The 13,311-nt window shown below is 66.4% G+C and carries 14 protein-coding genes; all 14 read left to right on the top strand.

The genetic code is table 11. The features are described 5' to 3' along the window. Positions 1–351: 351 nt before the first annotated feature. The 14 genes from ACYVF5_RS11930 (at position 352) to ACYVF5_RS11865 (ending at position 13,308) form a co-directional block, all read left to right on the top strand. Positions 352–978: a hypothetical protein gene (locus ACYVF5_RS11930; protein WP_460946608.1), complete on the top strand. Its 627-nt coding sequence runs from the start codon at positions 352–354 to the stop codon at positions 976–978. Beyond that, positions 897–1,766: a hypothetical protein gene (locus ACYVF5_RS11925; protein WP_460946606.1), complete on the top strand. Its 870-nt coding sequence runs from the start codon at positions 897–899 to the stop codon at positions 1,764–1,766. The genes ACYVF5_RS11930 and ACYVF5_RS11925 overlap by 82 nt, the downstream gene beginning before the upstream one ends. Continuing rightward, the gene (locus ACYVF5_RS11920; protein ID WP_460946604.1) at positions 1,753–2,790 is read left to right on the top strand and encodes an HAD-IIA family hydrolase; all 1,038 of its coding nucleotides are present in this window, start codon (positions 1,753–1,755) and stop codon (positions 2,788–2,790) included. Before ACYVF5_RS11925 ends, ACYVF5_RS11920 begins: the two co-directional genes overlap by 14 nt. Next, the gene (locus ACYVF5_RS11915) at positions 2,787–3,008 is read left to right on the top strand and encodes a hypothetical protein (protein WP_460946602.1); all 222 of its coding nucleotides are present in this window, start codon (positions 2,787–2,789) and stop codon (positions 3,006–3,008) included. Before ACYVF5_RS11920 ends, ACYVF5_RS11915 begins: the two co-directional genes overlap by 4 nt. Then, positions 2,978–3,787, top strand: coding sequence for a TlyA family RNA methyltransferase (locus ACYVF5_RS11910; RefSeq protein WP_460946600.1), 810 nt, complete (start codon positions 2,978–2,980; stop codon positions 3,785–3,787). Before ACYVF5_RS11915 ends, ACYVF5_RS11910 begins: the two co-directional genes overlap by 31 nt. Beyond that, positions 3,784–4,704, top strand: a complete 921-nt coding sequence (locus ACYVF5_RS11905) for an NAD kinase (protein WP_460946598.1) — start codon at positions 3,784–3,786, stop codon at positions 4,702–4,704. Before ACYVF5_RS11910 ends, ACYVF5_RS11905 begins: the two co-directional genes overlap by 4 nt. Continuing rightward, positions 4,694–6,457: a DNA repair protein RecN gene (gene recN, locus ACYVF5_RS11900; protein WP_460946596.1), complete on the top strand. Its 1,764-nt coding sequence runs from the start codon at positions 4,694–4,696 to the stop codon at positions 6,455–6,457. Before ACYVF5_RS11905 ends, recN begins: the two co-directional genes overlap by 11 nt. A 6-nt stretch (positions 6,458–6,463) precedes the next feature. Continuing rightward, positions 6,464–8,194, top strand: coding sequence for a CTP synthase (locus ACYVF5_RS11895; protein WP_460946594.1), 1,731 nt, complete (start codon positions 6,464–6,466; stop codon positions 8,192–8,194). A 4-nt stretch (positions 8,195–8,198) separates the two neighbouring features. Beyond that, positions 8,199–8,885 carry an NUDIX domain-containing protein gene (locus tag ACYVF5_RS11890; RefSeq protein ID WP_460946592.1) on the top strand — a complete coding sequence of 229 codons (687 nt, stop codon included), beginning with the start codon at positions 8,199–8,201 and terminating at the stop codon, positions 8,883–8,885. After that, positions 8,882–9,790 carry a site-specific tyrosine recombinase XerD gene (xerD, locus tag ACYVF5_RS11885; protein WP_460946649.1) on the top strand — a complete coding sequence of 303 codons (909 nt, stop codon included), beginning with the start codon at positions 8,882–8,884 and terminating at the stop codon, positions 9,788–9,790. The genes ACYVF5_RS11890 and xerD overlap by 4 nt, the downstream gene beginning before the upstream one ends. Positions 9,791–10,095: 305 nt before the next feature. Continuing rightward, a complete protein-coding gene (locus ACYVF5_RS11880; RefSeq protein ID WP_460946590.1) occupies positions 10,096–10,977 on the top strand; it encodes a ParA family protein in 882 nt (293 codons plus the stop codon). Then, positions 10,961–11,842 carry a segregation and condensation protein A gene (locus ACYVF5_RS11875; RefSeq protein ID WP_460946588.1) on the top strand — a complete coding sequence of 294 codons (882 nt, stop codon included), beginning with the start codon at positions 10,961–10,963 and terminating at the stop codon, positions 11,840–11,842. The genes ACYVF5_RS11880 and ACYVF5_RS11875 overlap by 17 nt, the downstream gene beginning before the upstream one ends. After that, positions 11,832–12,482: an SMC-Scp complex subunit ScpB gene (gene scpB, locus ACYVF5_RS11870; protein ID WP_460946586.1), complete on the top strand. Its 651-nt coding sequence runs from the start codon at positions 11,832–11,834 to the stop codon at positions 12,480–12,482. Before ACYVF5_RS11875 ends, scpB begins: the two co-directional genes overlap by 11 nt. Continuing rightward, complete coding sequence (locus ACYVF5_RS11865; protein WP_460946584.1) at positions 12,469–13,308, top strand: pseudouridine synthase; 840 nt, start codon at positions 12,469–12,471, stop codon at positions 13,306–13,308. The genes scpB and ACYVF5_RS11865 overlap by 14 nt, the downstream gene beginning before the upstream one ends. Positions 13,309–13,311: the final 3 nt, after the last annotated feature.

Below are 13,311 nucleotides of genomic sequence, written 5' to 3'. Positions count from 1 at the left end.
AGTAGGACACCGCCGGACTTTATTTGGTCAGGAAGGCCACCCATCGTTGGGTGGCCTTCCTGCGTTAACCCACACACACACACACACACACCCGTGGTGGTCGCGGCCGCTGACCGAGACTGCCAAGACCCGCTCAGCACCTCGCCTCGCCTCTCGTCGACAGACCGGGTACGCTGCCAGAGACGGTCGACGACAGGACCGCATCTGCCCGCCAGCATCGCCGGGCCACCATTACGACAACAACACAGAGCTTCGCGACGAACAGGGGAATGACCATGTCTGACGACACCGCAGAAGATCCGTCGGCAGACCCGCGGCGCGGGGGCGCCTCGCGTCACACGGGTGGTCGCGATGAGCGAGGCCAGCGCGGCGGAGCCGGGGGCAGTGATCGCGATCGAGCAGGCTCCAGCGCCCCACGTCGAGAGCCGGACACCCGCAGAAATCGCCCGGAACGAGGCTCCGCAGGCAAGGATGGGCGCCCCTCTCGTGACGGGCGCCCCTCTCGCGACGGGCGCCCCTCTCGCGACGGGCGCCCCTCTCGCGACGGGCGCCCCTCTCGCGACGAGCGCCCCTCTCGTGACGAGCGCCCTGCTCGAGACGGTGCTCGGCCCGTACACGACTCTCGTCCGGCTCGCGACTCCCGTCCCGCGCGGCGCGACGACCGCCCCGGCGAGAAGCGAGGCTCCTGGTCGAAGGACCGCCCTGTCCGCGACGGTGACAGACGACCGCAGGGCAGTGATCGCCGTCCGGCGGGAGCGAATGACCGTCGAGGCCGTCCCGGCCCGGACAAGGCCCTCTGGACACGCGATGGCCGTCCGGCTCGTGGTGACCGTGACGCCACGCGCCACGAAGAGGAGCTCACCGAAGAACAGCAGCGTGCCAGGGAACTGCGCTCCGTGCGGCCGCGGCACGACGACCCCGAGATCCCAGACGACGTGCAGACGAAAGAACTCGATCGCGTCGCCCGCAATGAACTGAAGACCCTGACCGGTGAGAACGCAGACTGGGTGGCGAAGCACCTCGTTATGGCTGCACGCCTGATTGAAGAAGACCCGACGACGGCGCATCAGCACGCACTCTCTGCAGCGCGACGCGCCGGTCGTATCGGCGTGGTGCGCGAGACGCTGGCCATCACGGCATATGCGACAGGTGACTATGCTCTCGCGCTTCGCGAACTGCGCACCCACCGTCGTATCACCGGCTCCAACGCCCAGGTTCCGCTGATGGTTGACAGCGAACGCGGTGTCGGGCGACCGGAGCGAGCCCTGGAGCTCGGCCGATCGATCGACAGGAATGCGCTTCCGTCGCCCGTTCGTGTCGCACTGTCCATCGCCATGTCCGGGGCGCGCCTCGACCTCGGCCAGCCGGAACTCGCACTCGCGGAGCTTCATATTCCAGAGCTCGACCCCCACCGGGCGTTCGTCTGGAGCCCTGATCTCTTTGCCGCCTACGGCGACGTGCTCGAAGAGCTCGGGCGCCTCGATGAGGCTGAAACCTGGTGGTCGAGAGCCGATGTCGCGCAGGCCGCTCTCGACGAGGCCGAACACGACGACGAGAGCGAGACGGTGACCGTCTTCGAGGAAATCCTCGACGACGAGGTCACGGTGGAACCGCCGGCCCCATTGGACGGGGGAGCCGACTCTGACGACGAGGGGGTGTCGACAGGGTCGGCGGATGACGAGGTCTCGCCCCTTCGACACGCTCCTGACGAGCATACTCGATCCGCCGCGAACGATGATGAGGAGCCCGATCGTGCGGGGGAGTAGGGAGCGCACCCCGCTCGACGGGGTCGATGTTGTGCTTGCCGACCTCGACGGGGTCATCTACACGGGCCAGGCGGCCATTCCACACGCCGTCGAGAGCCTGAACAAAGCGGGGGCGGACAGGCGGCTGGGCTACATCACGAACAACGCGTCTCGCACGGACACGACTGTCGCCGCTCATCTGTCCGAGCTCGGCCTGAGAGTCGCCCCTCACGATGTGGTGACGAGCCCGCAGGCCGCTGTGCGCCTGCTCGCCGCGCATGTGAGCCCCGGGGCGACGATTCTCGTCGTCGGGGGCGACGGGCTGGTCACCGAGGTCGAGAAGGCGGGGTTCGCTGTGACACGTTCCGCAGACGATGACCCTGCCGCCGTCATCCAGGGCTTCGCCCCCGAGGTCGGCTGGCAGCACCTCGCAGAGGCGGCGTTCGCCCTGCAGCCCCGCGCCGACGGCGTCGAGCTGCCCTGGATCGCAACGAACACCGACTGGACGATTCCCCAGGCACGTGGCATCGCGCCGGGCAACGGCACCCTCGTGTCTGCGGTCCACACAGCTGTCGGACGCCTCGCGATGGTGGCGGGCAAACCAGAGGTCCCGATCTTCGACGAGGCGGTCGATCGCTTCTCCGCGCGAAGCCCGCTGTTCATCGGAGACAGACTCGACACAGACATCCTCGGCGCGAATCGTGCAGGCATTCCAGCGGCGCTTGTGCTCACCGGAGTCGACCGTGCGAAGCACGTTCTCGCTGCCGACGCGCAGTCCCGCCCCGCATTCATTCTCGACGACCTGCGGCAACTGCACGAGCCGTACCCGGCGACGCGGATCTCGAGGGACGGCAGCCAGGCTAAGGTCGGCGATGCTGTTGTGCGGATCGAAGGAGTCGACGTGGTGATCGCCCGTGAGGGCAAGAAGCAGATCGATCTGCTGCGCGCAGCGTGCGCGGTCATCTGGGAGTCGGGAAGGGCGATCTTCGGATTCAGGGTGCCGGAACAGCTCTATGCCGAGAGCGCGGGTACGCTGAAGTCGTGAGCAGCGAGCAGGAGGACCAGGCGGCCGGAGGCGACGACGGACTTCTGCCTCGGCTGCGTCTGATCGAAGATCAGCCGCTCGAGCAGCGGGCAGACGCCTATGCGGCGCTCCACGAGGAGCTCCGTGTGCGGCTCGAAGGGGCGGACCCCTCTGCATCACGAACCCGAGACGACAAGAACCAGCAGGCATGGCACCGACACGGCTCGACGCCGCGCTGAGCGAGCGTGGTCTCGCCCGTTCACGCACCGCCGCTGCGCAGCTGATCGCCGCAGGCTTGGTGAAAGTCGACGGCCACGCCGTCGCCAAGGCGTCCCTCCGGGTCACAGACGAGCAGGTGATCGAGGTGGCCGGGGCAGACCACTACGTCAGCCGGGGCGCTCACAAGCTCAATGCCGCGCTCGATTCCTTCGGTGTCGATGTGACAGGCAGAACGGCTCTCGACGTCGGTGCGTCGACGGGCGGGTTCACCCAGGTGCTGCTCGAACGTGGCGCAGAACCGGTGATCGCCCTCGATGTCGGGCACGGTCAGCTCGCTCCGCTCATTCGGCAGGACGAACGTGTTGTGACTGTTGAGGGATTCAACGTGCGTGACCTGTCTGCACAGTCACTCGCGGCGGCATCCGGTGTCGTCGCCGTGCCCGACCTGGTGGTCGCGGATCTCTCGTTCATCTCACTGACCCTTGTGCTCGAACCGATCGCGGCATCGGTCGCACGGGGGGCTGACCTGGTGTTGCTCATCAAACCGCAGTTCGAGGTCGGGCGTTCCGGAATCCGCGAGGGGATCGTTCGTGCGGCGCAGCTGCGCGCAGAGGCTCTCGAGGCCGTGCTCTGGAGCGCCTGGGACATCGGCCTCGGCACCGCCGGCCTGATTCCCTCTCCGATCGCCGGCGGGCACGGCAATCTCGAGTATCTTGTGTGGCTCAAGCGCACCACGGGTCATGGCAATCCGACAGAATGGATGAAGCAGATCACCCAGATGGCTGGAGTTAGTCCGTGACCGAAGATCGACGTCGCATTCTCGTTGTGCCTCACACCGGTCGCGCCGATTCCGTCACGGCAGCGGTTCAGGTGATCGATCAGCTCAGGGTCGCCGGCGCGACTCCCGTCTTGGCCCGTGACGAATACACCGAGATCGTCGCCTCGGGTGTGTCCATCGGCGACGTGGAGATTCTCGGCGAAGACACGACGAAGGCCGATCTCGAACTGGTGATCGTGCTCGGCGGCGATGGCACCATCCTGCGCGCCGCTGAGCTCGTGCGCGGGTTCTCGGCACCACTGCTCGGGGTGAACCTCGGTCACGTGGGTTTTCTCGCCGAGAGCGAACGAGACGACCTGGCCGATGCCGTTCACCGCGTCATCGTGCGCGACTACCTCGTTGAAGAACGTATGACGCTGTCTGTGAGGGTCAAGGTCGGCGGAACCGTTGTCTATGAGACCTGGGCGCTCAATGAGGCGACGGTCGAGAAGGCAAGCCGAGAACGGATGCTCGAGGTCGTCATCGAGGTCGACGGCAGGCCGCTCTCATCGTTCGGCTGTGACGGTGTGGTGATCTCGACACCGACCGGGTCGACTGCATACAACTTCTCTGCGGGCGGGCCGATCGTCTGGCCCAGCGTCGAGGCGATCACACTTGTTCCACTGAGCGCGCACGCGCTTTTCGCCCGGCCGATCGTGGTGGGACCCGAGTCGCCGCTGGCAATCGACGTGCTCGACAGAACCGACGCCACGGCCGTGTTGTGGTGCGACGGACGCCGGATGCACGAGCTCGAGCATGGAGCGCGGATCGTGGTGCGGCGGTCGTCGATTCCCGTGCGGCTCGCCCGCCTGCACCAGGGCCCGTTCACAGACAGGCTCGTTCGCAAGTTCCACCTGCCCGTCACAGGCTGGAGAGGACCGATCGCCCATGATCGATGAGCTCAACATCCGTGATCTCGGTGTGATCGCCTCGGCCTCACTCCCGCTCGGCCCCGGCTTCAGCGCCATCACCGGTGAGACCGGTGCAGGCAAGACCATGGTCGTGACAGCACTCGGGCTGCTGCTCGGCGGACGCGCGGACAGCGGAGTGATCAGGCAGGGCGCGGCACAGGCCGCCGTCGACGGACGCTGGATCGTCCGTGCGGATGGAGACGTCGCCGACCGTGTGCGAGAGGCCGGCGGCGACATCGACCGCTTCGGCGACGACCTCGCCGAGCTCACGCTGGGCAGAACGGTCTCGGCAGAGGGACGGAGCAAAGCGCAGGTCGGCGGGCGGGCCGCCCCGGTCGGTGTGCTGACCGAGCTCGGCGGCCAGCTCGTTGTGGTGCACGGCCAGTCCGATCAGATGCGGCTGCGCTCGGCGACAGCTCAGCGCGACGCGCTCGACCGGTTCGGGGGGAGGGACCTCTCGGAGGCATTGGCCGCGTACCGCGAGATCTACCACCGATACGTGCAGAACCGCACGGAGCTGGCCCGGCTCATCGACGAGCGCGACCAGAGGCAGCACGAGGCGACAGAGCTTCGCCGTGCCCTCGACGACATCGAGACGGCTGCGCCGCAGCCGGGAGAAGACGAGGAACTCGCGTCACGGGCAGAACGGCTGACCAACATCGAGGAGCTTCGACTCGCGGCGACGGCCGCGCGAGAAGCCATGTCGACCGAAGACCTCGACGGCACGGACGTCATCGGCCTGATCGACCTCGCCAGGCGGCAGCTCGAGCGAGTGGCGGGCTTCGACAAGGCGCTTGCCGGAGTTGTCGAGCAGTTGCAGGCGATCGGCTACCTGGCCGCGGACGTGTCCGCCGACCTCTCTGGCTACCTGGCCGGACTGGACGAAGACGGTGCCCGGGAGCTCGAGGGTGTGCAGGACCGCCGGGCCGAGTTGACCAGACTCTGCCGCAGCTATGGACCGACGCTCGACGACGTCATCACCACACTCGAGACCGGCAGTGCCAGACTGCTCGAACTCGACAGCGATGACGACCGGGTCCTCAAGCTCGAGCGCGGCGTCGAGCTCGAGGAGCGTGAGCTCGACGCGGCGGCAACACGCCTGAGCGCTGTGCGCACAGCGGCGGCAGCCCGTCTCGCAGAAGAGGTCACAGCCGAGCTTTCGGCTCTCGCGATGGCGGATGCCGCACTCACCGTCGGTGTCTCGTCTGACGGCGACTACACAGAGCACGGGCGAGACACCATCAGTTTTCTGCTGCAGCCGCACGCCGGCGCGCAGCCGCGTGTGCTCGGCAAGGGGGCATCCGGCGGAGAGCTCTCGCGGGTGATGCTCGCACTCGAGGTGGTGATCGCGGGGGTCGATCCCGTTCCCACGTTCATCTTCGACGAGGTCGACGCCGGCGTCGGGGGAGCGGCGGCCATCGAAATCGGGCGTCGGCTCGCCCGGCTCGCCGAGTCCTCGCAGGTCATCGTCGTGACCCACCTTGCACAGGTCGCAGCGTTCGCCACCAACCACCTCGCCGTGGTGAAAGACAGCGACGGCAACGTCACGGCCTCCAGCGTGCGCAGGCTGGGCGACGACGAACGCGTTGCCGAGATGACGCGTCTGCTCTCGGGACTGGCAGACAGCGAGTCGGGGCTCGAGCACGCTCGCGAGCTTCTCGGGCTCGCCGAAGAGAGCAGCTCAGGCGGTTCGGTCCGACCGCGCAGCACGGCGCAGGCCCGATCACGCGTGGTAGGATAAAAGCCCGTGGCGAACAATCGAGACGCGGGCAATCAAAACGACACAACCAAGCACATTTTCGTGACCGGCGGTGTCGTTTCTTCTTTGGGCAAGGGGCTGACGGCGGCGAGCCTCGGCAACCTGCTCACGGCTCGCGGACTGCGGGTTGTGATGCAGAAACTCGACCCCTATCTGAACGTCGACCCCGGCACCATGAATCCGTTCCAGCACGGCGAGGTGTTCGTGACGGACGACGGTGCGGAAACCGACCTCGACATCGGTCATTACGAGCGCTTTCTCGACATCAACCTGAGTCAGGCGGCGAACGTGACGACCGGTCAGATCTATTCGCAGGTGATCGCGAAGGAACGCCGGGGCGAGTATCTCGGTGACACGGTTCAGGTCATTCCGCACATCACAGACGAGATCAAGCGTCGTATGCGGCTGCAGGCGACCGAAACCCCCAAACCAGACGTCATCATCACCGAGATCGGCGGCACCGTCGGTGACATCGAGTCACAGCCGTTCATCGAATCCGCGCGGCAGGTGCGCCATGAGCTCGGACGGTCGAACGTGTTCTTCGTGCACGTCTCCCTCGTGCCATACATGGGCGCCTCCGGTGAGCAGAAGACCAAGCCGACGCAGCATTCCGTCGCCACCCTGCGTTCCATCGGGATCCAGCCGGACGCACTGGTGTTGCGCAGCGACCGTCCGGTGACCGAGGCGAACAGGCGCAAGATCGCTCTGATGTGCGACGTCGACGAAGACGGCGTGGTCAATGCCGTCGACGTGCCGTCGATCTATGACATCCCGACGATGATGCACGACCAGGGTCTCGACGCCTACATCATGGAACACCTCGGCCTCGAGGCGAACGATGTGGACTGGTCACGCTGGGAGGGTGTGCTGCGGGCTGTGCACGAGCCCAAGCACGAGGTCACCATCGGCATCGTCGGCAAGTACATCGATCTTCCCGACGCCTACCTGTCGGTCACAGAGGCGCTGAAGGCGGGCGGGTTCGCCCAGAGCACACGTGTGAAGCTCAGGTGGGTTCCGTCGGACGAGTGCGAAACCGTCGACGGGGCGACGAAGGCGCTTTCGGATGTCGATGGGATCTGCGTTCCGGGCGGTTTCGGCATCCGGGGCATCGAGGGAAAACTCGGCGCCTTGACGTTCGCCCGAGAGAACCGGATTCCCACCCTCGGGCTCTGCCTCGGCCTGCAGTGCATGGTGATCGAGTACGCGCGTAACGAGTCGGCTCTGCCCGGCGCGAGTTCGACGGAGTTCGACCCGGACACCGAGTTCCCCGTCATCGCGACGATGGCCGAGCAGGTCGAGATCATCGCGGAGGGCGACCTGGGCGGGACCATGCGTCTCGGGCTCTACCCGGCCGTGCTCGAGGAAGGATCGATCGTCGCAGAGCTGTACGGTGCGAATGAGATCTCTGAGAGGCACCGTCATCGCTACGAGGTCAGCAACACCTATCGCGAGCAGATAGCCGCGGCCGGCTTCCGGTTCTCAGGCACCAGCCCAGACGGCCATCTCGTGGAGTTCGTCGAACTGCCGAGGGAACAGCATCCGTTCTATGTGGCCACGCAGGCACACCCCGAGCTGCGTTCGCGGCCGACCAAGGCTCATCCGCTGTTCCGTGGGCTGATCGGCGCCGCGCTCGAGCGCAAGCAGGCCAGTCTGCTGTTCGAGGTCGCATCAGAAGCCGAAGAGGCTGCCGACGCGGCAGTTCTGTCGACGAACGTATAGGTCGATGACCGACTCGCGTGGATCAGCGGCTGCGGACGCAGCACAACGAGATGCGGAACCGCTGGCGGACACGGCACTCCCCGTGCAGACGGTGTCGAGCGAGAGAGTGTTCGACGGTGCGGTCTGGGACGTCAGGCGCGAGTCGTTCCGGTACAACGACGAGACCATCACCCGTGAATACGTGGACCACACCGGCGCTGTCGCCGTTCTCGCGATGAATGACGACGGCCAGGTGCTCCTGATCAGGCAGTACCGTCACCCCGTGCGGATGAGCGAGTGGGAGATTCCCGCCGGGCTCCTCGACGTCGACGGTGAGGACCCGTTGGTCGCCGCGCAGCGTGAGCTGGCGGAAGAAGCCGACCTGGTCGCCGCCGAGTGGAATGTGCTCACCGACTTCTTCACCAGTCCGGGCGGGAGCAACGAGGCGATCCGCGTCTATCTTGCGCGAGGGCTCGCCGCAGCCCCTGAGGTCTTCGCCCGTGAGCACGAAGAAGCAGACATCGAACTGCGCTGGGTCGAACTCGACGAGGTCGTCGACGCCGTGCTGTCCAGGCGCCTTCAGAACCCGTCGCTGATCGTGGCCGTGTTCGCCGCGCACGCCGCACGGGCCAGGTCGTGGGTGTCGCTCGGCCGCGCAGATGAGCCGTGGCAGACGCATCCGCGGGCACTGAAGGCGGCACGCGGGCTGTGAGCCTGGAGCGTGACGTCGACGTCTATCTGCGGCACGTGGCGATCGAGCGCGGGCTCGCCGCGAACACCGTCGCGGCGTATCGGCGTGACCTCACGGCGTATCGCTTGTGGCTCGAGGAGCAGAAGGTCACGGATGCCGCGGCTGTCGACGACGGGATGGTGCAGGATTTCCTCCAGGCACGGGCCCGTCGCGATGACGCACCGCTCACGGCGACGTCTCTTGCGCGCCTGATCTCGTCTGTGCGCGGATTCCACAGCTTTTTGCTCGACGAGGGGTGTGTCGACGTCGACGTCACGCGGGAGCTCAAACCACCGAAGCTGCCGTCGACACTGCCGAAGGCGCTGACCGTCGACCAGGTCGCCGGCCTGCTCGACGCGGCAGGAGGAGACAGCGTGCAGCAGTTGCGCGACCGTGCTCTGCTCGAGCTCCTCTATGCGACGGGAGCGCGTGTGAGCGAGGCGGTGTCGCTCAACGTCGACGACATCATCGATGCAGACATCGTCAGGCTTCTCGGCAAGGGTGACAAAGAACGTATAGTCCCCGTCGGCAGTTACGCCAGGGAGGCACTCGAGGCGTATCTGGTGCGTGCTCGCCCGATCCTCTCCCAGCGAGGCGCGGCCACCCCTGCCCTCTTTCTCGGGTTGCGCGGGCAGCGGGTGTCCCGGCAGAATGCCTGGCTCATCATCCAGGCCGCTGCCGAACGTGCGGGGATCACAGCGCACGTGTCTCCGCACACCCTCAGGCACTCCTTCGCCACGCACCTGTTGCAGGGCGGTGCAGACGTGAGGGTCGTGCAGGAGCTTCTCGGCCACGCATCCGTGGCCACGACCCAGATCTACACCCATCTGACGGCGGACACCCTGCGCGACATGTACACAACCGCTCACCCGCGGGCTACCGCCTGAGCGCGGTTGAGAAGCACTCGGCGGTGGAGGGGTCCTGGTGGTCGAGCAGCCCTCGGTGGTCGAGCCTGTCGAGCCGCATTCCGAAACTTCAGCGCGCGCTACACCTTTTGTGATGCGCTATCCGAGCTAGGAGCGCGCGTCACAAGAGGTGTAGCGGCTGATGCTGCGGCGCGCACCGCGCGCTACCGCCTGAGGCGGTGGAGAAGGGCGCGGCCGGCGTTGCCGCGTGGCCGACGGGCATCCCGCGGCGGCACCGTTAGAATCGGATGCCAGTAGGCGCGAATCGAAGGAGCGAGGCAATAGAGGTGGCGAAAGCACACGAACAGACGGCCGCAGGCGGCGAGCAGGTGAAGCTCGGACCAACAGGCCGGCCTGTACGCGAATTCGCAGAACCCCCGCGCTTGCCCGATCATGGTCCCGCCCGCATCATCGCGCTCTGCAACCAGAAGGGCGGCGTCGGCAAAACGACGACGACGATCAGCCTGGGAGCGGCCCTCGCCGGTTATGGCCGCCGGGTGCTCTGCATCGACTTCGACCCGCAGGGGGCGCTGTCAGCCGGCCTCGGCGTGAACACCCACGACGCGCTCACGATCTATGACCTTCTGCTGTCGAACTCGAGAGACGCCTCTGAGGCGATTCAGCACACGTCTGTGGAGGGTCTCGATCTCATCCCGGCGAACATCGACCTGTCGGCCGCCGAGGTGCACCTCGTCAACGAGGTCGCGAGGGAACAGATCCTCTCACGTGTGCTGCGCAAGGTGACCGCCGACTACGACGTCGTCCTCATCGACTGCCAGCCGTCGCTCGGTTTGCTCACCGTCAACGCGCTCACCGCGAGCCATGGTGTGCTGATCCCGCTCGAGTGCGAGTTCTTCGCGCTTCGCGGTGTCGCTCTGCTCATTGAGACGATCGACAAAGTGCGAGACCGACTCAATCCGGCCATCGCCCTCGATGGCATTCTCGCGACGATGTACGACTCGCGCACCCTGCACTCGCGAGAGGTGCTCGAGCGTGTCGTCGACGCCTTCGGCGACAGTGTGCTCGAGACGGTCATCGGACGCACTGTCAAGTTTCCAGACGCGAGCGTTGCGGGAAGCCCGATCACCGAGTTCGCGCCCGAGCACCAGGCAGCGAAGGCGTACCGTCAGCTCGCACGGGAGCTGGTTGCGCGTGGCGCCGTCGCCTGAGGGCGTGCAGACGGGATCCAGGGCGCCCGATCGGGTTGAGCCTGATCCGGCGGTCGAGACCCGGACCGAGGCCGATGTCGAACGACCGGGCTTTCGTGTCGCGCTCTCGAACTTCGAGGGGCCGTTCGACCTGCTGCTCTCGCTGATCTCGAAACACGAACTCGATATCACGGAGATCTCGCTGTCGAAGGTCACAGACGAGTTCCTCTCATATCTGCGCGGACTCAACTCCGATGACGAGCTCGACCAGGCCTCAGAGTTCCTCGTGGTCGCCGCCACCCTGCTCGACCTCAAGGTGGCCGGTCTGCTGCCGCAGGGTGAACTCGTCGACGCAGAAGACGTGGCGCTTCTCGAGGCACGTGACCTTCTCTTCGCCCGCCTGCTGCAGTACAGGGCGTTCAAAGAGGCATCGGGATGGTTCGCCCAGAAGCTCGACGCAGAAGCGACGCGCCACACCCGCACGGTGCGTCTCGAAGACAAATACCGCCGCCGAACACCCGAGCTCGTCTGGACGCTCACTCTCGAGGACTTCGCCGCTCTCGCGGCCCTGGCGTTCGCACCGCGCGAGATCCCCGTTGTGGGCCTCGACCACCTGCACGCCCCCCTCGTGAGCATCAGGGAGCAGGCTGCTCACGTCGTCGCACTGTTGCGCACAGGCGAGCGCATGACGTTCAGGCAGCTCATCGCGGGCGCAGAGCAGAAGGGCGTCGTCGTGGCGAGGTTTCTCGCGGTGCTCGAGCTCTATCGCCACGCGGCCATCACCTTCGAACAGATCGAACCGCTCGGTGAGCTGACACTCACCTGGAGCGCGGAGAACTGGTCTCACGACAACCTCGCCAACCTCGGAGCCGACTATGACAACTGACGAGCAGCAGACAGACGACGGACAGGTCACCGAGGCCGGACCGGCCGGAACATCTGAGCGGCCCGAACCGCCCGAGCGCCCCACCAAGGTCGACGTGCCGCGCGCCATCGAGGCGATCCTCATGGTGGCAGACGAGCCGCAGAGCCTCGTGAGTCTGGCGACGGCCATCGGATGCCCCGTTGCGGCCGTCCGTCAGGCCATCGAGGCGCTCGTGGCGGACTACGACGGCGAGAGCGGCACTGTGCGCAGAGGCTTCGAGCTTCGCGAGGTCGGCGGAGGCTGGCGCCTCTATGTGCGGACGGAGTACGACCCGGTCGTCGCTGACTTCGTCACGTCGCAGAACCCGTCGAAGCTGTCTCAGGCGGCGCTCGAGACCCTCGCCGTCATCGCGTACAAGCAGCCGATCACACGTGGTTCGGTTGCATCGATCCGCGCCGTGAACGTCGACTCGGTCGTGCGCACGCTCGCCGGCCGCGGCCTCATCACCGAGCTCTTCACCGACAGCGAGACCGGCGCCATCAACTATGGAACAACCGACCTGCTCCTGCAGCAGCTCGGCATCAACTCGATCGACGAGCTCCCCAAGATCTCGCCGCTCCTGGCAGACGGAACAGAAGGGTTCGACGATGACGTCCACTGATCGCAACGAGGACGCCCCGACGGGCGTCCGCCTGCAAAAGGTGCTTGCAGCGGCTGGGGTGGCGTCGCGGCGGGTGTCTGAAGACCTCATCTCGGCCGGACGCGTGCGTGTGAACGGAGACGTCGTCAGAGAGCTCGGGCGACGTGTCGACCCGCTGTCAGACCTGGTCGAGGTCGACGGCACGGCCGTGCAGCTCGACACGAGCAAGCGTTATGTGATGCTCAACAAGCCCGTCGGCATCTACAGCTCGTTGCGTGACGAACGTGGGCGCCCAGACCTGTCGCGCTTCACCCGTGAATACGAGGAACGGCTGTTCAACGTCGGCCGTCTCGACGCCGAGACGAGTGGGCTGCTCATCCTCACGAACGACGGTGATCTCGCCCACGTGCTCGCGCACCCGTCTTTCGGTGTGATGAAGACGTATATCGCCAAGGTCGAGGGGCGGATGTCTGCCCAGACCGTCGCGAAACTGACCGCTGGGATCGACCTCGAGGACGGACCGATCGCCGCAGACAAGGCGCGGGTGCTCGCCGCCGGCCAGGGCACAAAGGCAGAGGACGGCGGCGGCGATGGCCGGGGAACGAGCCTGGTCGAGGTCACCCTGCACTCCGGCAGGAACCGCATCGTGCGACGTATGCTCGAAGCCGTCGATCATCCGGTGATCGAACTGGTCAGAAGACAGTTCGGTCCCCTGCACCTCGGCACACTGCGTGCGGGGGAGATGCGCGAGCTGACTAAGGTTGAACTCGGCGAACTGCTCACCCTGTCACGGCGGGCCACCGAGGGTGCGAGCGACCAGCCGGAACAGCCTCCCGCGCGAGAGTGAGCG

This window comes from Okibacterium endophyticum (assembly GCF_054780075.1).
The sequence above is the reverse complement of the archived record's forward strand: the minus strand, read 5'-3'. Positions and strand labels throughout refer to the sequence as shown.

Coding starts and splice junctions, on each gene's coding strand:
- ACYVF5_RS11930 (WP_460946608.1), top strand. CDS start 352: ATGAGCGAGGCCAGCGCGGCGGAGCCGGGGGCAGTGATCGCGATCGAG.
- ACYVF5_RS11910 (WP_460946600.1), top strand. CDS start 2,978: ATGGCACCGACACGGCTCGACGCCGCGCTGAGCGAGCGTGGTCTCGCC.
- recN (WP_460946596.1), top strand. CDS start 4,694: ATGATCGATGAGCTCAACATCCGTGATCTCGGTGTGATCGCCTCGGCC.
- ACYVF5_RS11890 (WP_460946592.1), top strand. CDS start 8,199: ATGACCGACTCGCGTGGATCAGCGGCTGCGGACGCAGCACAACGAGAT.
- scpB (WP_460946586.1), top strand. CDS start 11,832: ATGACAACTGACGAGCAGCAGACAGACGACGGACAGGTCACCGAGGCC.
- ACYVF5_RS11865 (WP_460946584.1), top strand. CDS start 12,469: ATGACGTCCACTGATCGCAACGAGGACGCCCCGACGGGCGTCCGCCTG.